The organism is Sphingomonas elodea ATCC 31461, from assembly GCF_000226955.1.
In the GTDB taxonomy this organism is placed as follows: Bacteria; Pseudomonadota; Alphaproteobacteria; order Sphingomonadales; family Sphingomonadaceae; genus Sphingomonas; species Sphingomonas elodea.
Window position 1 is genome coordinate 1 of sequence record NZ_AGFU01000071.1, and the last position, 17,430, is coordinate 17,430.

The 17,430-nt window shown below is 68.9% G+C and carries 17 protein-coding genes and 1 pseudogene; 8 read left to right on the forward strand and 10 right to left on the reverse strand.

The features are described from left to right. The 3 genes and pseudogenes from KK7_RS23035 to KK7_RS0116945 all read left to right on the forward strand — a co-directional run. Positions 1-555, forward strand: a pseudogene (locus KK7_RS23035) (TonB-dependent receptor); the annotation flags it as partial. A gap of 76 nt (positions 556-631) precedes the next feature. Continuing rightward, a complete protein-coding gene (locus KK7_RS0116940) occupies positions 632-1,975 on the forward strand; it encodes a M28 family metallopeptidase (protein WP_010545836.1) in 1,344 nt (447 codons plus the stop codon). Positions 1,976-2,022: 47 nt separating this feature from the next. Continuing rightward, complete coding sequence (locus KK7_RS0116945) at positions 2,023-2,559, forward strand: NADPH-dependent FMN reductase (RefSeq protein WP_010545837.1); 537 nt, start codon at positions 2,023-2,025, stop codon at positions 2,557-2,559. Positions 2,560-2,684: 125 nt separating this feature from the next. Here KK7_RS0116945 and KK7_RS0116950 read toward each other — a convergent pair whose 3' ends face one another. Genes KK7_RS0116950 through argH form a run of 5 tightly spaced genes read right to left on the reverse strand, consistent with a single transcriptional unit; the run spans position 2,685 to position 7,296 of the window. Further along, positions 2,685-3,635 carry a zinc transporter ZntB gene (locus KK7_RS0116950; RefSeq protein ID WP_010545838.1) on the reverse strand — a complete coding sequence of 317 codons (951 nt, stop codon included), beginning with the start codon at positions 3,633-3,635 and terminating at the stop codon, positions 2,685-2,687. Beyond that, positions 3,632-4,387, reverse strand: coding sequence for a precorrin-2 dehydrogenase/sirohydrochlorin ferrochelatase family protein (locus KK7_RS0116955; protein WP_010545839.1), 756 nt, complete (start codon positions 4,385-4,387; stop codon positions 3,632-3,634). The genes KK7_RS0116950 and KK7_RS0116955 overlap by 4 nt, the downstream gene beginning before the upstream one ends. Continuing rightward, positions 4,384-5,643 carry a diaminopimelate decarboxylase gene (gene lysA / locus KK7_RS0116960; RefSeq protein WP_010545840.1) on the reverse strand — a complete coding sequence of 420 codons (1,260 nt, stop codon included), beginning with the start codon at positions 5,641-5,643 and terminating at the stop codon, positions 4,384-4,386. The genes KK7_RS0116955 and lysA overlap by 4 nt, the downstream gene beginning before the upstream one ends. 34 nt (positions 5,644-5,677) lie before the next feature. Beyond that, positions 5,678-5,923, reverse strand: coding sequence for a hypothetical protein (locus KK7_RS0116965; protein ID WP_010545841.1), 246 nt, complete (start codon positions 5,921-5,923; stop codon positions 5,678-5,680). Further along, entirely contained in the window at positions 5,920-7,296 is a 1,377-nt protein-coding gene (argH, locus tag KK7_RS0116970; protein WP_010545842.1) for an argininosuccinate lyase, read from the reverse strand. The genes KK7_RS0116965 and argH overlap by 4 nt, the downstream gene beginning before the upstream one ends. Positions 7,297-7,321: 25 nt before the next feature. Between argH and KK7_RS0116975 the strand changes: the two genes are divergently transcribed. Next, positions 7,322-7,879, forward strand: coding sequence for a TlpA family protein disulfide reductase (locus KK7_RS0116975; protein WP_337459585.1), 558 nt, complete (start codon positions 7,322-7,324; stop codon positions 7,877-7,879). Positions 7,880-7,881: 2 nt separating this feature from the next. Here the strand turns inward: KK7_RS0116975 and KK7_RS0116980 are convergent, their stop codons facing one another. Both KK7_RS0116980 and KK7_RS0116985 read right to left on the reverse strand, forming a co-directional pair. Beyond that, complete coding sequence (locus KK7_RS0116980) at positions 7,882-8,820, reverse strand: alpha/beta fold hydrolase (protein WP_010545844.1); 939 nt, start codon at positions 8,818-8,820, stop codon at positions 7,882-7,884. Positions 8,821-8,872: 52 nt separating this feature from the next. Then, positions 8,873-10,693, reverse strand: coding sequence for an ABCB family ABC transporter ATP-binding protein/permease (locus KK7_RS0116985; RefSeq protein WP_010545845.1), 1,821 nt, complete (start codon positions 10,691-10,693; stop codon positions 8,873-8,875). A 90-nt stretch (positions 10,694-10,783) separates the two neighbouring features. Between KK7_RS0116985 and KK7_RS0116990 the strand changes: the two genes are divergently transcribed. Beyond that, on the forward strand, positions 10,784-11,020 hold the full coding sequence (locus KK7_RS0116990; RefSeq protein WP_010545846.1) for a hypothetical protein: 237 nt from the start codon (positions 10,784-10,786) through the stop codon (positions 11,018-11,020). 121 nt (positions 11,021-11,141) lie between these two features. Here KK7_RS0116990 and KK7_RS0116995 read toward each other — a convergent pair whose 3' ends face one another. Together KK7_RS0116995 and hisC are read right to left on the reverse strand one after the other, a co-directional pair. Then, positions 11,142-12,050, reverse strand: coding sequence for a prephenate/arogenate dehydrogenase family protein (locus KK7_RS0116995; RefSeq protein ID WP_010545847.1), 909 nt, complete (start codon positions 12,048-12,050; stop codon positions 11,142-11,144). Then, positions 12,050-13,144, reverse strand: coding sequence for a histidinol-phosphate transaminase (hisC, locus tag KK7_RS0117000; RefSeq protein ID WP_010545848.1), 1,095 nt, complete (start codon positions 13,142-13,144; stop codon positions 12,050-12,052). Before hisC ends, KK7_RS0116995 begins: the two co-directional genes overlap by 1 nt. Positions 13,145-13,235: 91 nt before the next feature. On the opposite strand from hisC, the gene metX reads away from it, so the two are divergent. Genes metX through KK7_RS0117015 form a run of 3 tightly spaced genes read left to right on the forward strand, consistent with a single transcriptional unit; the run spans position 13,236 to position 15,810 of the window. After that, positions 13,236-14,360: a homoserine O-acetyltransferase MetX gene (metX, locus tag KK7_RS0117005; RefSeq protein ID WP_010545849.1), complete on the forward strand. Its 1,125-nt coding sequence runs from the start codon at positions 13,236-13,238 to the stop codon at positions 14,358-14,360. Continuing rightward, a complete protein-coding gene (metW, locus tag KK7_RS0117010) occupies positions 14,357-14,950 on the forward strand; it encodes a methionine biosynthesis protein MetW (RefSeq protein WP_010545850.1) in 594 nt (197 codons plus the stop codon). The genes metX and metW overlap by 4 nt, the downstream gene beginning before the upstream one ends. Beyond that, positions 14,947-15,810, forward strand: a complete 864-nt coding sequence (locus KK7_RS0117015; protein ID WP_010545851.1) for a pirin family protein — start codon at positions 14,947-14,949, stop codon at positions 15,808-15,810. Before metW ends, KK7_RS0117015 begins: the two co-directional genes overlap by 4 nt. A 186-nt stretch (positions 15,811-15,996) precedes the next feature. Here the strand turns inward: KK7_RS0117015 and pgmG are convergent, their stop codons facing one another. After that, positions 15,997-17,385 carry a phosphoglucomutase/phosphomannomutase PgmG gene (gene pgmG, locus KK7_RS0117020; protein ID WP_010545852.1) on the reverse strand — a complete coding sequence of 463 codons (1,389 nt, stop codon included), beginning with the start codon at positions 17,383-17,385 and terminating at the stop codon, positions 15,997-15,999. Positions 17,386-17,430: the final 45 nt, after the last annotated feature.

Here is a 17,430-nt window from a genome sequence, read left to right on the forward strand (position 1 = left end):
GGCGGCGGCCAGGGCGGCGGCGGGTTCCGCGGTGGTCGCGGCGGCTTTGGCGGGCCGAACGGCGCGCTCGCCGGCCGCCTGCAGTTCAGCCTCTACCACACCTGGTTCTTCAAGAATCAGATCAAGATCCGCGACGGCGTGCCGATTCTCGACCTGCTGAACGGCGATGCCGCCGGCAACAATGGCGGCCAGCCGGCGCACCAGATCGACGCGCAGGCCGGCTTCACCAAGGACGGTTTCGGCGCGCGGCTGGGCTTCAAATGGCAGAGCAGCACCAGCGTCTATACCGGGCTGAACCAGACCAACCGGCTCGACTTCGGCGAGCTCGGCACGTTCAACCTGCGGCTGTTCGCGGACCTCGGCCGCCAGTTCAAGCTGGTGCGCGCGCACCCCTGGCTGCGTGGCACGCGGGTGAGCCTGGGCGTGACCAACCTGCTCAACACCCGCCAACGGGTGACCGACCAGACCGGGCTGGTGCCGGTCAACTATCAGCCGGACCTGCTCGATCCCACCGGCCGCGCGGTGCGGCTGAGCATCCGCAAGCTGTTCTTCTGATCCGCCGGGCGCGGCGCCGGTTGCGCGCCGCGCCCGCCTGGCGCATCACCGCGATCGAACCAACGGGGGATTGCGGATGAAGCGGGGAATCGTGCTGGCGGCGCTGGCCGCGGCGAGCGTGCTGGCGGTCTCGACGCAGGCTCAGGCGCAGGTCAGCGCCGACTGGGTGCGTGCGCACGAGACCTTCCTCGCCGGCGAGGAACTGCGCGGTCGCGGCAGCGCGACGCCGGACGAGGCGATCGCCGCCGCCTATGTCGCAGCGCAGTTTCGCGGCTTCGGCCTGCAGACCGCGCCTGGCATGGACGGCTATCTCCAGAAGGCCGAGATCGTGCGTCTCGCGCTGAAGGCGCCGATCACCCTCGCCGTCGACGGCAAGCCGGTGGCCGGTGCGACCCTGCTGTTCGGCGACGGCAAGAGCGTCGAGGGGACGCTGATGATCGCGCCGGCCAAGGCGCTGTCGCGCACCGCTCCGGCGGACGTGCTGCTCGTCACCGGCGACCAATCGGCGATGCAGGTCTATCGCACCGCTGCCCAGATGAAGAGCGCGCGCGTCGTACTCGTCCGCGAGAGCGCCGAGACCCGGGCGATGACGGAGCGCCTGGGCGGCAGCCCGCGCCTCCCCAGCTATCTGCGCGGTGAGGATCCGGGCGCCCGCCCGTCGCTCGTCGTGCTGCCCGCCGGGGCGTTCGATGCACTGGCGAAGCAGGGCGGAACCAAGGCGGCGCTGACCGTGCCGATCACCGAATCGACCAGCGTGACCACCAACGCGGTGGGCTGGCTTCCCGGCACCGATCCCAAGGCCGGCGTGCTGCTGCTCAGCGCGCACCTCGACCATCTCGGCGTGCTGGCCGACGGCACGGTGATGCACGGCGCCAATGACGACGCCTCGGGTACCACCGCGGTCCTCGAGCTTGCCCGGACGCTGGCCGCCAGGGGCAAGAGCAAGCGCGGCATCCTCTTCGTAGCCTATGGCGCGGAAGAAATCGGCGGCTTCGGCTCGACCTGGTTCGGCGCACACCCGCCGGTGCCGCTCGACCAGATCGTCGCCAATGTGGAAGTCGAGATGATCGGCGCGCAGGATCCCAAGCTTCCCGCCGGCACGATGATGATGACCGGCTATGAGCGCTCGACCCTGGGCGAGACGCTGAAGGCGCACGGCGCGCTGGTTACCGCCGATCCCTATCCGGAGCAGAACTTCTTCCAGCGATCGGACAACTACTCGCTCGCGCGGAAGGGTGTCGTCGCCCACACCATCTCGGGCTGGGCGGTGGTGCCGACCTATCACAGCAAGGACGATACGGTCGCCAATATCGATATCGCCTTCATGACCCGCGCCATCCAGTCGCTGGTCGAGCCGCTGCACGCACTGGCCAACAGCGACGCCAAGCCGGAATGGAAGCCCGGCGGCAAGCCCGAATGACGGCGCCCGTGCTGGCGCCCGGCGCCGGCTTGCTCTAGCGAGGAACCATGCACACGCCTCACATCGTCGCGCTGGGTGGAACGTTGCGCGCCCAGTCCAGCACCAGCCGCCTGCTCGCCGCCGCCCTCGCCCGCGCCGAGGCGCGCGGCGCGCGCACCACCCTGCTCACCGGGCCGGACATCGTCTTCCCGCATTTCGAGCCCGAGCATGGCGACACCGACGCCAAGGTGATGCGCTTCGTCGAGACGCTGCGCAGCGCCGATGCGGTGATCATCGGCTCGCCCGGCTATCACGGCACGCTGTCCGGGCTGGTGAAGACCGCGCTCGACTATGTCGAGCTGCTCAGCCGCGACGACCGTGTCTATTTCGACGGGATGCCGGTGGGCCTGGTCGCCACCGCGGCGGGCTGGCAGGCCTCGGTGGCGACGCTGCAGGCGCTGCGCACCATCACCCATGCGCTGCGCGGCTGGCCGACGCCGATGGGGATCGCGGTCAACACGGTCGAGACGCCGGACGTCGAGACGCACTGCCAGGGCGCGCTCGACGTGATGGTCGGCCAGATCTTCGATTTTCTGAAGCGCTGAGGGTCCCCCCCCACCAGCCGTCATCCCGGCGAAAGCCGGGATCCATTCGCCACTACGTTCTGGCTAGAGCCGAGACGGTGACCCCAATGGATTCCGGCTTTCGCCGGAATGACGGGCTTGGGCGCCTACTCGAACCAGTGCCGGTGGACGAAATAGCCCGCGATCCCGAGCGACATCGTCAAGCAAACCCCCACCACGCCCCAGAACGCCCAGGGTTCGTGCGCAAAGGGAATGCCGTCGACGTTCATGCCGAGCAACCCGGTGAGGAAGGTCAGCGGCAGGAACACCATCGCGACGATCGCGATCACCAGCGAGCGCTGGTCGAGCAGCTCGCCGCGCAGATCGGTGAGCGTCTCATGGGTCAGCGCGGCGCGTTCGCGGATGCTTTCCACTTCTTCCGCCATGCGCGCGGCGCGATCGGCGGCGGCGGAGAGATGCAGCCGGTCGTCCTCGCGCAGCCAGTCGCCCGGCAGGCCCGCCAGCTTCTCGATCGCGGCGCGCTGGGGATTGAGGAAGCGGCGATAGCCGATCGCCTGCACCCGCACCTTGTTGACCATGCGCCGCAGCTCGAACGCCCGGTGGGCGGAGAGCTGCTCCTCGCAATCGTCGAGCGAATCGCCGAGTTCGGCGACGACCGGATCCAGTTCCTCGGTGATCGCCTGCGCGAAGGCCGCGATCAGGTCGCCGGGATCGAGAATCTTGTGCGATTCCACCTCCTCGCGCACCGCCTGCAGCGCGTTGAGATGCTTGCGCGTAACCGAGAAGACGCAGCCGCCCATCGCGTAGATGCGGATCGAGGCGAGCGGATCGGAGGCGGTGGTCGCCTCCGACGAAAGCCCGCGCAGGTTGATCACCGCGCCATCGCCCACCGCGTCGCAGCGCGGGCGCGTCTCGGTCGCGGTCAGCGAATCGATGACATAGGGCGACAGCTTGGCCTCGCCGTTCAGCCAGAGCTGGGCGCGCTCGTCATTGGTGGTGAGGTGGATCCAGGTGAGCCCGCCCCGCGCATCGAGCGCCGCGCGCATCGTCGGCTGCTCGACCTTCCCGTCCTTCACGACATAGGCGAAGCCGCTCAATCCGCCATCTCCAGCCAGAGCGACAGGCCCTCGCCGGGATCGGCGGGGGGACGGGCGAGGATGCGCGCGGCATCGGCACGCGCGCGGTTGAGGATGGCGTCGGGCACGTCGCCCAGATGGAAAAGCCGGTCGGCCTGCGCAAGCAGTCGCGCGTTGCGCAGCGTGAGGTCCTCGGGATCGGGCGAGGTGAGGCGGAGCGTAACGAGCTGCGCCTGCGGGGCCGCGCCTTCCGCCAGCCAGCGATCGACATCGCCATCCTCCGCCAGCAGGTCGAGCATGCCGCCCTCGCCCAGCGCATCCGCCAGCGCGCGGCGACGGGCACCGGCATCGGGCCAGCGCGCCTTCATCGCGCCCCGGCTGCGGCCCAGCCCCCTGGCGAGCGCGCCGAGGCTCTGCGGCAACAATGCCTCCAGCCGTTGCCGCAGCGCCGCCGCCAGCCCGGCGGAAACCCCGCCGGTACCGATGGCGATCAGCACCGGATCGCGGTCGACGATCGCCGGCAGGGTGAAGTCGCACAGCTCAGGTCGGTCGACGCAATTGACCAGCACCCCGCGCGCCTTGAGCCGCGCGACCACGTCCTCGGGTTCGTCGAGCGCGACGATGGCGAGCGCGGCACTATCGCCCTCGCCCACCACCTGCGCCCCGGCGCGGTCGAGCAGGCGGCGCTTGGCGTCCGCCGGCTCCCCTTCGCCGACCAGGATCACCGGCCGCCCCGCCAGCTTCACGAACAGGGGCAGCGCGGCGAGCGTCACTTGAGCCAGTCCGGCACCTGCTCGGCGGCCATGATCTCCTCGGCGGAGATGCGGCCGGCGACGATGGCATAGCGATCGCCCGAGACCAGCACCTCGGGTACCAGCGGGCGGCTGTTATAGGTGCTGGCCATGGTCGCGCCGTACGCGCCCGCCGTCTCCAGCACGGCGAGGTCGCCGGCCTTCACCGCATCGATCTCGCGCGCCTTCACGAACACGTCGGTGCTTTCGCACACCGGCCCCGCGACATTGGCGACGAAGCGCTCGCCATTGGGCTTCACCGCCGCGAAGCCATGATAGGCGTCGTACAGCGCCACCCGCGCGAGGTCGTTCATCGCCGCGTCGACCACCACCCAGGGGTGGATCTGCCCCGGCTTCACCCACAGCACTTCGGTGACCAGCACGCCCGCGCTGCCCGCGATGGTGCGGCCGGGTTCGAACATCAGCTCGACGTCCCAGTCCTTCGTCACCCGCGCGACCATCTCTGCATAGGCTTCCGGCGTCGGCGGCACCTCACCCGGGCGATAGGCGACGCCAAGGCCTCCGCCGAGATCGACATGGGTGATGGTGTGGCCGCCCGCGCGCAGTTCGGCGAGCAGCCGGCCGACGCGCTCGAATGCGGATTCCAGGGGTGCCAAGCCGAGCAGCTGGCTGCCGATATGCACCGCGATGCCGTGCAGATCGAGGCCGGGCAGCTTGCCCAGCCGCTCGAAGATCGCCGGTGCCTCGCCGATCGGCAGGCCGAACTTGTTCTCCGCCTTGCCGGTCGAGATCTTCTCGTGCGTGCCGGCATCGACATCCGGGTTCACCCGCAGCGCCGCGCGCGCGGTAAGGCCGCGCTCGGCCGCCAGCGCCGCCAGCACTTCGCCCTCCTCGACCAGCTCGAGGTTGAACTGGCCGATCCCGGCCTCCAGCCCCTTGACCAGCTCGCGCCGCGTCTTGCCGACGCCCGAGAAGACGATGTCCTTGGGCGCCACGCCCGCCGCCAGCGCGCGCGCCATTTCGCCGCCCGAGACGACATCGGCGCCGAAGCCCTCGTTCGCCAGCAGCTTGAGCACCGCGAGGTTGGGATTGGCCTTGATCGCGAAGGCGAGGTGGATGCGCCCCAGCGGCTTCAGCGCGTCGCGAAAGGCGCGGGCATTGGCCTGGAAGCGTTCGGTGGAATAGACATAGACGGGCGTACCCACCTCGGCGGCGATGCGCGCGAGGGGCAGCGATTCGACGTGCAGTTCGCCGTCGATCATCGAAAAATCGGTCATGAGCCTCTGGGTGCGGCGCTGAGGGCCGCCAAAATCAGTTGGGTGGCAGGTCGAACTCATCGCTCCGCCGCGCTTCGGACGCCTGGATCAGGTCGTCGCTGCGCGAGGGGCGCGTCTGGGCGCGCGCTTTGAGAAGGTCGGGAGGCGTGGGCGTCACCGCGGCACCGTACGGCGCCACCGGCAGCGAGGCCCCCGGCGGCGGGGCCAGGGGCTCGCGCACGCCGCAGCCGCTCAGGACCAGGCCGAGGGCCGGTACGGTGAGCAGCAGTCGCTTCCTCATGATTCCTCCTCGCGACCCTTGCGGGCCGCTGCTATCGCCGCACGAACGCGCGACGGTGCCGTGCCGCCGAAGCTGACCCGACTGTTGACCGATGCGTCGACACTGAGAACGCCGTACACGCGTTCGTCGATCCGTGCATCGATTTCCTTGAGCGCTTGAATCGAGAGCTGATCGAGGCGGATCCCCTCGGCTTCCGCCTTGGCAACCGCGCGGCCGGTGATGTGATGCGCCTCGCGGAACGGGATGCCGCCCTCGCGCACCAGCCAGTCGGCCAGGTCGGTCGCGGTGGAGAAGCCGGCCTCCGCCGCCGCCCGCATCCGCTCCAGCCGGAAGGTGGCGCTCTCGACCATGCCGGTCATCGCCGCGATGCTGAGGCCGAGCAGGTCATGCGCCTCGAACACCGGCGGCTTGTCGTCCTGCATGTCCTTCGAATAGGCGAGCGGCAGGCCCTTCATCGTCATCATCAGGCTGAAAAGCGCGCCGCTGATCCGCCCCGAATGCCCGCGGACCAACTCGGCCGCGTCGGGGTTGCGCTTCTGCGGCATGATCGAACTGCCGGTCGACCATTGGTCGGAAAGTGCCACGAAGCCGAAGGGCTGGCTTGCCCAGATCACGAATTCCTCGGCCAGCCGGCTGAGGTGGAGGCTGCACTGCGCCGCCGCCGTCAGATAATCGAGCGCGAAGTCGCGGTCCGAGACCGAATCGAGCGAGTTGCGCGTCGGCCCGTCGAAGCCCAGCGCCTTGGCGGTCGCCTCGCGATCGAGGTTGAAGCCGGTGCCGGCCAGCGCCGCCGAGCCCAGCGGGCACAGGTTCATCCGCGCCCGCGCATCCTTCAGCCGCGACCGGTCGCGCGCGAACATCTCGAAATAGGCCATCAGATGGTGGCCCAGCGTCACCGGCTGCGCGACCTGGAGATGGGTGAAGCCCGGCATCACGCTGTCGGCATGCTGCTCGGCCCGCGCCAGCAGCGCGTCCTGCAGCGCACCCAGCGCCGCATCGGCCTGGTCGATCGCATCGCGCACCCAGAGGCGGAAGTCGGTCGCGACCTGGTCGTTGCGCGAGCGCGCGGTGTGGAGGCGGCCCGCGACGGGGCCGATCTTTTCCGCCAGCCGGCTTTCGGAGAGCATGTGGATGTCTTCGAGCGCCAGATCCTCGGGCACGCCGTTGGCGGCGAAGTCCTCGGCGACCTGGTCGAGCCCGGCGCTAATCGTCGCTGCGTCCTCGCTGCCCACGATCCCCTGCCGGCCCAGCATCGCGACGTGCGCCTTGGAGCCGCGCAGATCCTGCTGCCACATCCGCTTGTCGAAGGGGATGGAGGCGTTTATCTCGCGCATCACCGCGGACGGGCCTTCGGCGAAGCGCCCTCCCCACATGGAATTGGAGCTGTCCTTGCGCTCGGTGATCGGTCTTCTCCTTCTGGGCGCCCTCGCAATCGCGGGGTGCGATACGCAAACGCAGCCGTCTCAGCAAGCGAACGAAACTACCCCGGCGTCAAACGCCGCTGCGCCCACGCCCGGCGGCACGGTCGACCGCAGCCACAAGGGCGAGGCGGCGCCGACGATTGCCTTCACCGATGCCGCGGGCAAGAAGCTGGCGCTGGCCGCCTTCCAGGGCAAGCCGGTGCTGCTCAACCTGTGGGCGACCTGGTGCGTGCCGTGCATCAAGGAAATGCCGACGCTGGATACGCTGGCCGGCAAGGTGGGCGACACGCTCGTCGTGCTGCCGCTCAGCCAGGACCTGAAGGGCATGGAAGTTGTCGGCCCGTTCTTCCAGAAGAACGGCTACAAGCATCTGAAGCCGTATCTCGATACCGACACCGCGTTCAGCGTGCAGATGGGCACCAACCTGCCGACGACGATCCTCTATGAATCGACCGGCAAGGAAGTGTGGCGCGTCTCCGGCGACTTCGACTGGGCGGGCGACGCCGCCGCCAAGCTGATCGCCGAGGCGAAGTAAGCTCAGCCGATCCGGGCGAACACCTCGCGCAGCCAGGCTTCGGTTTCGGCTGCATGTGTCACCGGCAGCATGTGCCCGCCCTCGATCAGCGTAAGCGTGGCGCCGGGAATCTCCGCGGCCGTCCGCTCGCCGTGCAGCGCCGGGTCGAGCACCGTGTCGCCCCGCCCGTAGAGGATCGCGACCGGAAGCCGCAGCGCGCCATAGTGCGGCACCAGCGCCCGCATCGCATCGCGCGCCATCCGCACCTCGAAGCTGCCCATCTGGTAGGCGCGCGACCGCGCCGCCAACGCGCCGCCCCCGGCGGTGGCGAAGTCCGCCGGCACCGGATCGGGCGCGAACACCGAAGCGGCGTTGCGGGGGCCGAACGCGACCGCCATCGGCACCGCGATCGTCCAGGCGAGCGTCTCGCGCACCGCTGGCGGCGCCATCAGCCCGCGGAACACCGCCGGGGGATTTTCCACCACCTGCGTCAGCGGCGCGATCAACGCGAGGGCACCGGGCACCTCCGGGTGCCCCACGCCCAGCGCCAGCGCTACCGCGCCACCCATCGAGTGGCCGACAACCAGCGGCTTTTCCAGCCGCAAGCTCTCGATCAGTTCGGCGATCATCCGCGCCTGACCGGCAAGATCGGGCCGCGCGCCGGTGAGGTGCGAATGCCCCCAGCCCGGCCGGTCGACCAGGATCACCCGGCGGTCCTGCGCAAGATGCCGGGTCAGCGAATGGCTGAAGTTGCGCAACTGCCCCATCAGCCCGTGAATCATCACGATCGCTGGCCCCGCCGCGTCCTGCGGCCCCAGCTCGACGACATGCAGCCGCGCACCCGCGACATTGACGAAACGCCCGTCGGCGGGCACCATCTCCTCGGCCTTGCGCCCCGCCCAGGCCGACCATCCGGCCAGCCCGAGAACGCCCACGCCTGCCAGTCCGAACGGTATCAGCATCTGCCCCTCCCCTGTTGCACGAACGGTATAACCGGTCGCGCGGGGAAAGGCTTCACTCTGCGACGGGCGTCTCGCCTTCCTCGCGCTCCTGCGCCTGGCGTGCCCACATTTCGGCGTAGATCCCGCCTTCACGCAGCAGCTCGGCATGGGTGCCCTGCTCGACCACACGGCCTGCTTCCAGCACGATGATGCGGTCGGCATGGACCACCGTCGACAGGCGGTGGGCGATGACGATCGTGGTGCGACCCCGCTCGATCGACTCGAGCGTCGCCTGGATGTCCGCCTCGGTGCGGCTGTCGAGCGCGCTGGTCGCCTCATCGAGAATCAGAATGGGTGGGTTTTTCACCAGCGTGCGGGCGATCGCCACGCGCTGCTTCTCGCCGCCCGAAAGCTTGAGGCCGCGCTCGCCCACCCGCGTGTCGAGCCCTTGCGGCAGCGCCTGGATGAAGTTCGCGATCGAGGCGCCGCGCACCGCCTCGGCGATCTCCTCGGGCGTGGCACCTTCGCGGCCATAGGCGATGTTGTAGCCGATCGTCTCGTTGAACAGCACCGTGTCCTGCGGCACGATGCCGATCGCGGCGCGCAGGCTGGTTTGGGTGACCGCTCGAATGTCCTGCCCGTCGATGGTGATGCGGCCGCCGGTGACGTCGTAGAAGCGGTACATCAGCCGCGCGAGCGTCGACTTGCCCGCCCCCGACGGCCCGACCACCGCGACGGTGGCGCCCGCCGGAATGTCGAGGTCAATGCCCTTGAGGATCTGGCGATCGGCATCATAGCCGAACTGCACGCCCTCGAAGCGCACATGCCCCTGCTGCACCGCGAGCGGCTGCGCGTCCGCGGCGTCCTTCACCTCGGCGCCGGTATCGAGCAGGTCGAACATCGCGCCCATGTCGATCACGCCCTGGCGGATCGTGCGATAGACCCAGCCGAGCATGTCGAGCGGGCGGAACAGCTGGCTGAGCAGCGTCGACACCAGCACTACGTCACCTGGCGTGAAGCGGCCCGTCGACCAGCCGAACACCACCAGCGCCATGCCGGCGGCGAGCATCAGGTTGGTGATCACCGCCTGGCCGATATTGACCCACGCGAGCGAATTCTCGCTGGTCACGGCGGCGTTCATGTACGCCGTCATCGCCTTGTCGTAGCGGGCACTCTCACGGGCTTCGGCGTTGAAATACTTCACCGTTTCGAAGTTGAGCAGCGAATCGACGGCGTGGGCCACGGCGCCGGTGTCGAGGTCGTTCATCTGCTCGCGCAGCTTGGAACGCCAGTCGGTCACCCAGCGGGTGAAGGCGATGTAGATCACCACCATCGCCAGCGTGCCCGCGACCAGCCACCAGCCGAAGCGCGTGCCGAAGATGCCGAGCACCATGCAGAGCTCGAGGATGGTCGGGGCGATGTTGAACAGCAGGAAATAGAGCATCGTGTCGATGCTCTTGGTGCCGCGCTCGACCACCTTGGTCACCGCGCCGGTGCGGCGGTTGAGGTGGAAGCGCAAGGACAGCTGGTGGAGATGCCGGAACACGTCCGAGGCGAGCCGGCGGGTCGCGTCCTGCCCCACCCGCTCGAATACCGCGTTGCGGAGGTTGTCGAACAACACCGTGCCCAACCGCGCCGCGGCATAACCGGTGACCAGCGCCACGATCAGCCACACCGCGTCGCGCGGACCGGAGGCCATCCGGTCGATCGCGCCCTGGAGCGCGAACGGCGCGCCATAGACCTGCACCAGCTTCGAGCAGAGCACGAGCAACAGCGCGAGCACGATCCGCACCCGCAGCCCCGGCGCATGGCGCGGCCACAGATACGGCAGGAAGCGCTTCATCGTGCCGAGCATGGGCCGGTCGAGCGTGGCGGACGAGGTTTCGGGAGGCATCCGCCCTAATCTGGGACGCAAGGCCACGCGACGCAACCACGGGAACAGCCCGGAGGTCCGTCCGTTGATCGCGGCAGGAGGTCATGTGTCATGGACCAACTGCTCTATGTGCTGGCGATCATGGGCTGCAGCGACGATGCGCAGGCCTGCCGCCAGGTCCGCCTGGAACCCGCCCGCTATACGTCGCAGGTCGCCTGCCAGGAAGCCATGGAAGGCGCGCTTCGTCGCGCCACCGATGTCGACTATCCCGTCGTGCAGGCCGCCTGCCAGCGGCAGAGTGAGCGGCTGGTGTCGCGCGGGGCGCAGCGGCCGGTGACCGGGGGCTGAGGCCCACCCCGGGACCGTCATCCCGGCGAAAGCCGGGATCCATTCGCCACTACGTCGCAGCAAGAATGGCTGCGGAGACCCCAATGGATTCCGGCTTTCGCCGGAATGACAGCCTGGGGGACTATTCGTGCGACCGCCCGAAGTCCGGCCGCGCATCGTCCTGCCCCTGGTCGATGATCGAGCGGCGGATCGCGCGCGTACGGGTGAACAGCTCGAACAGCTCGTCGCCCTTGCCCCAGCGGATCGCGCGCTGGAGTGCGGTCAGGTCCTCGGTGAAGCGCTGGAGCATGTCGAGCACCGCCTCGCGGTTGCTCAGGAACACGTCGCGCCACATCGTCGGGTCGGACGCGGCGATGCGGGTGAAGTCGCGGAAGCCGCCCGCAGAATATTTGATCACCTCGGACTGGGTGACTTCCTCCAGGTCCGAGGCGGTGCCGACGATCGTGTAGGCGATCAGGTGGGGCAGATGGCTGGTCACCGCCAGCACGCGGTCGTGATGCCCCGGCTCCATCAGCTCGACATTCGCGCCGAGCCGCCGCCAGAATTCGCTCACCCGCTCGACCGCCAGCGGATCGCTGCCCTCGGGGGGCGTGACGATGCACCAGCGATGGTGGAACAGCGAGGCAAAGCCGGCGGTGGGGCCGCTATTCTCGGTGCCCGCCACCGGATGGGCGGGAATGAAGGTGGCGTTCGGCAGGGCTTCGCGCACCGCCTCGATCACGCTGAGCTTGGACGAGCCGACATCGCTGACGATCGCGTCGGCGGGCAGGTCGGCGGCGAACTCCGCCGCCACCGCGCCCATCGCCCCCACCGGCACGCAGAGGATGACGAGGTCGGCATCGATCACCGAGGTGCCCGCGCTGTCCGCGACGTCGTCGCACAGCTCGATCGCCACCGCCGTCTCGCGCACGGCGGGGTCGGCGTCATAGCCGGTCACCCGCACGCTCGGCATGTGCTGGCGGATGCCGCGGGCGATCGACGAGCCGATCAGCCCGAGGCCGAGGATGGTGACGCGCGCGAAGGGCTGCATCAGGCGCCGAGCAAGCGGCGCAGCGAGGCTGCCACGCCCTTGATCTCTTCCTCGGTGCCGATGGTGATGCGCAAGCCATGGGGCAGGCCCTGGCCCGGCAGCCAGCGGACGATATAGCCGTCCTCCATGAGGTGCTTGTAGGCCTGTTCGCCGGTCACCTCGCCCTCGAACAGGACGAGCTGGAAGTTCGCCTTGGACGGCACCGCGCGGACGCCCTTGTTGCCCATGCTGGCGATCTCGTCGGCGAACCACTGGCGCCACTGCGCATTGTGCGCGCGGCTGTGCGCGACGAAGTCCTTGTCGCCCAGTGCGGCGATCGCGGCGCGGCCGGCGCCGATGCTGAACGCGAACGGCGCGCGGATGCGGTGCATCGCCGCGATGATGTCGGGGTGCGCATAGCCCCAGCCGACCCGCTCCGAGGCGAGGCCGAAGATCTTGGAGAAGGTGCGCGTCACCAGCACGTTGGGCTGGGTGCGGGCGAGTTCCAGCCCGCCGTCATCATCCTCGGAATCGAGATATTCGGTATAGGCCTGGTCGAGCACCAGCAGCACGCTTTTGGGCAGTGCCGCGTGCAGGCGGGCGATCTCCTCGCGCGCCGTGTACGTGCCCGTGGGATTGTTCGGGTTGGCGAGGAAGACGATTCTGGTCTTGTCGGTCACGCAGGCGAGGATCGCGTCGACATCGGTCGCATAGTCGCGATCGGGCGCCACCACCGGCGTCGCGCCGACCCGCCGGGCGGCGATGTCGTACACCGCGAAGCCGTAGCGGACATAGATGATCTCGTCGCCCACCCCGGCGAACGCGCCGGCGGCAAGGTGCAGCACCTCGTCCGAGCCGGTGCCGTAGACGATCCGCTCGGGCTCCACCCCGTAATGCGCGCCCAGCGCCTCGCGCAGCGCGACGGCGCCGGCGTCGGGATAGCGCTCCAGTTCGGTCGCGGCGGCGGCATAGGCGTCGCGCGCGGCCTGGGGCGTGCCGAAGGGGTTCTCGTTCGACGAGAGCTTGGCGGCGGGCTTGCCCGAATCGGTGGTGGCGCGGCCCGGGACATAGGGGGCGATGGCCATCACCCAGGGCTTGGGGACGGGTGCGTTCATGGGCCGGGGGATTGGCGGAATGGCGGGCGATTGGCAAGCCGTGCGGCGGGGAAGCTTGAACGCGACGGCCCCAGCGCCTAACCGCCTCTGAATGTCCGATGATCCGCGTTTCGGCCTTCGCCGCTCGGTAACGCTGCCGGGGCCGCTGCGCCTCGACGGCGGCGTGCTGTTCTCGCCGGTCGACATCGCCTACGAGACCTATGGCACGCTGAACAGCGACGCCAGCAACGCCATCCTCGTCTGCCATGCGCTCACCGGCGACCAGCATCTCGCCTCCGAACATCCCGTCACCGGCAAGCCCGGCTGGTGGGCACGCATGGTCGGGCCGGGCAAGCCGATCGATACGAACCGCTGGTTCGTCGTCTGCTCGAACGTGCTCGGCAGCTGCCTCGGCTCCTCGGGCCCGGCGACGATCAACCCGGCGACCGGCCAGCCCTGGGGCATGCACTTCCCCGTCATCACCATCCGCGACATGGTGCGGGCGCAGGCGATGCTGCTCGACCATCTCGGCATCGACCGCCTCTTCGCGGTGGTCGGCGGGTCGATGGGCGGCATGCAGGCGCTGAGCTGGGCGGCGACCTTCCCTGAGCGGGTGCGCGCCGCGGTGGTGATCGCCTCGGCCGCCCGCCATTCGGCGCAGAACATCGCCTTCCACGAAGTCGGCCGCCAGGCGATCATGGCCGACCCGAAATGGCGCGGCGGCGCCTATTACGAGGCGCAGGATCCGCCCGCCGCCGGGCTCGCGGTCGCGCGGATGGCGGCGCACATCACCTACCTGTCGGAAGCTGGCCTCACCGCCAAGTTCGGCCGCAAGCTCCAGGGCCGGGAAGCCAAGACCTTCGGCTTCGACGCCGATTTCCAGGTGGAAAGCTATCTGCGCCACCAGGGGCTGGCGTTCGTCGACCGGTTCGACGCCAACTCCTACCTCTACATTACGCGAGCCCTGGATTATTTCGATCTGGCCGAGGAGCATGGCGGCCTGCTCGCCAACGCCTTCCGAAGCTCGCAGGCGCGGTTCTGCGTGGTGAGCTTCGATACCGACTGGCTGTATCCCACCGCCGAATCGCGCAGCATCGCGCATGCGCTCAACGCCGCGGGCGCGCCGGCCAGCTTCGTCGAGCTGAGTTCGCCCTTCGGCCATGACGCCTTCCTGCTGGAGAGCCCGGAGCTGGACCGCGTGATCGGCGGCTTCCTCGCCGCGGGAGAACGGCAATGACGCTTCGTCCCGACCTCGCGATCATCGCCGCCCATGTGAATCGCGGCGCGCGCATCCTCGATGTCGGCTGCGGCGACGGCGCGCTGATGGCGGCGCTGCGCGACCAGCAGGGCTGCGATGCGCGTGGGCTGGAGCTCGATCCGGTCAACGTCGCGGCGGCCGTGGGCCAGGGCCTGTCGGTGATCCAGGGCGACGCCGATACCGACCTTGCCGACTATCCCGACGACAGCTTCGACTATGCCATCCTCAGCCAGACGCTGCAGACCACGCGGCGCCCCGACTGGGTGCTGGAGCAGCTGCTGCGGATCGGCCGCCACGCCTTCGTCTCCTTCCCCAATTTCGCGCATTGGCGGGTGCGCGCGTCGCTGCTGTTCGGGGGCCGCATGCCGGTAACAAGGCTGCTGCCGATCGCCTGGTATGCGACGCCGAACATCCACCACGTCACGATCGACGATTTCCGCGCGCTGGTGAAAGAGCGCGGCATCGCCATCGAGGGTGCGTGGTTCCTTTCCGGCGATCAGCAGACCGGCTCCGGCATGGCCAATCTGCTCGCCGAACACGCCGTCTTCCTGTTGAAGGCCGACCGATGACCGACGTCACCCTGCTTTCGACGCACGCCGCGTACCGCGACGATATCGGCGATCTCGTCACCCGCCGCCCGGTGCCGGGTCCGGGGCTGGAACAGATCGGCGCGTTCCTGTTCCTCAACCATCACGGCCCGCAGACCTACCCGCAAAACAATCGCGGCCTGCCGTTCGGCCCGCATCCGCATCGCGGCTTCGAGACGGTGACGTTCATCCTCGAAGGCTCGCTCGCGCACACCGATTCGGCCGGGCATGAGAGCATCATCCGCGCCGGCGGCGTCCAGTGGATGACCGCCGGGCGCGGCATCGTCCATGCCGAGGTTTCGCCCGCCGAGTTCAAGCGCGACGGCGGGCCGATGGAGATCCTCCAGCTCTGGGTGAACCTGCCGAGCCGGCTCAAGATGACCGCGCCGCGCTATGTCGGGCTGCAAGCGGAGGCGTTTCCGGGCGTTCCGGCGGACGAGGGGGCGACGGTTCACCTCGTCTCGGGCGATTTGGGCGGGCGCACGGGCCCGATCGAGTCGCTGACCGGCGTGTTCCTGTGCTGGGCAGAGCTTGCGGCCGGCGCCACGCTGCGCTTCGACGGCCTGAGCGACCGTGACCTGTTTCTCTATACGGTTCGGGGGAGCGTGAAGGTCGGCGATCGCAGCCTGCGCAACTGGCATCTGGCGAGCCTGTCCGCCGGCGACACGCTGACGCTCACCGCCGACGAACCCGCGCTGGTCCTGTTCGGCCATGCCGCACCGATTCCCGAGCCGGTGGTCGCGCACGGCCCCTTCGTGATGAACACGGTGCAGGAAATCCACCAGGCCTATGCCGATTATCAGCGCGGGGCTTTCGGCGTGGCGGAGATCGTGGCGGGCTAACCAGCCCAGCCTCGACCTACAAATCGTCATTCCGGCGAAAGCCGGAATCGATTGGGGTCGCCATAGCAGCAGGCGCTACAAACGAGTGGCGTCTGGATCCCGGCTTTCGTCGGGATGACAGAAGTAGGCCGGGATGACAAAAGAAGTAGGGGCCGCCCGCCAGTGCAGCGGGCGGCCCCTGGCACCTCAATGCGCCGCCTGCTCGCCGCGGACGATGCCGCTCTTGGCCAACTGGTCGTCGATCTGCGCCATCAGGCGATCGAGACCCGCCTGGTCCTTCGCCTCGGCGCGCGCGACGAGCACGTCCTGGGTGTTCGACGCACGCAGCAGCCACCAGCCGTCGTCGGTGTTGACCCGCGCGCCGTCGGTGCGGTCGACCTGGGCGCCGTCCGCCTCGAGACGGTCGAGCACTTCCTCGACGACCGGGAACTTGCGGCTCTCGTCGACCTGGAAGCGCATCTCCGGCGTGTTGACCATCGCCGGCATCTCGTCCTTGAGCTGGGTGAGCGACTTGCCGATCACGTGCACCGCCTGGATCAGGCGGATCGCGGCGTACTGGGCATCGTCGAAGCCGTAATAGTCCTGCGCGAAGAAGATGTGGCCGCTCATCTCGCCCGCGAGCGGCGCGCCGGTTTCCTTCATCTTGGTCTTGATCAGGCTGTGGCCGGTCTTCCACATCACCGGCTTGCCGCCCAGCTCGGCGATCCGGTCGTAGAGCGCCTGGCTGGCCTTGACGTCGGCGATGATCGTCGCACCCGGATCGATGCGCAGCACCGGCTCGGCGAGGATGGCGAGCAGCTGGTCGCCCCACACCACCCGGCCCTGGCCGTCGATCGCGCCCAGCCGATCGCCGTCGCCATCGAAAGCGAGACCGAAATCGAGGTTCTTCTCCGCGACGAGCTTCTTCAGATCGGCGAGGTTCTTTTCCTCGGTAGGATCAGGATGATGATTGGGGAAATTACCGTCCACATCGGTGAACAGCGTATGGTGCTCACCCGGCAGCAGCTTGACGAGCTTCTCGATCACCGGGCCGGCGGCGCCGTTGCCCGCGTCCCAGCCGATCTTGTACGCGCCGCCGGCATAGCCCGCGATCAGACGGCTGACATAGAGGTCCTCGATGTCGGCATCGGTCACGGTCTCGGTGCCGTCGCCGTCTTCCCAGTCGCCTTCCGCCGCCATCTTGCCCAGCGTCTGGATGTCCTGGCCGAAGAACGAGCGGTGCTGGAACACCATCTTGAAGCCATTGTAGTTGCCGGGATTATGGCTGCCGGTAATCTGGATGCCGCCATCCACCTCCAGCGTTGCCTCGGCATAATATAGCATCGGCGTGGGGCCCATGCCGGTGCGCACCACGTCGCAGCCCGACGCGGTCAGGCCCTCGATCAGCGCGGCCTCGAGCATCGGCGAGGAAACGCGGCCATCGCGGCCCACCGCCACCCGGCGGCCGCCGGCGCGGCGCAGCAGCGTCGCGAAGCCGCGGCCGATCGCACGGGCGTCGTCCGGGCCCAGCGTCTTCCCCACGATCCCGCGGATGTCGTACTCGCGCAGCGACGTCGGATCGAAACGGTGCGTCATTCATGCCCTCCCGAAGGTAAAGATGCGTGCCTCTTCCGCGACTCG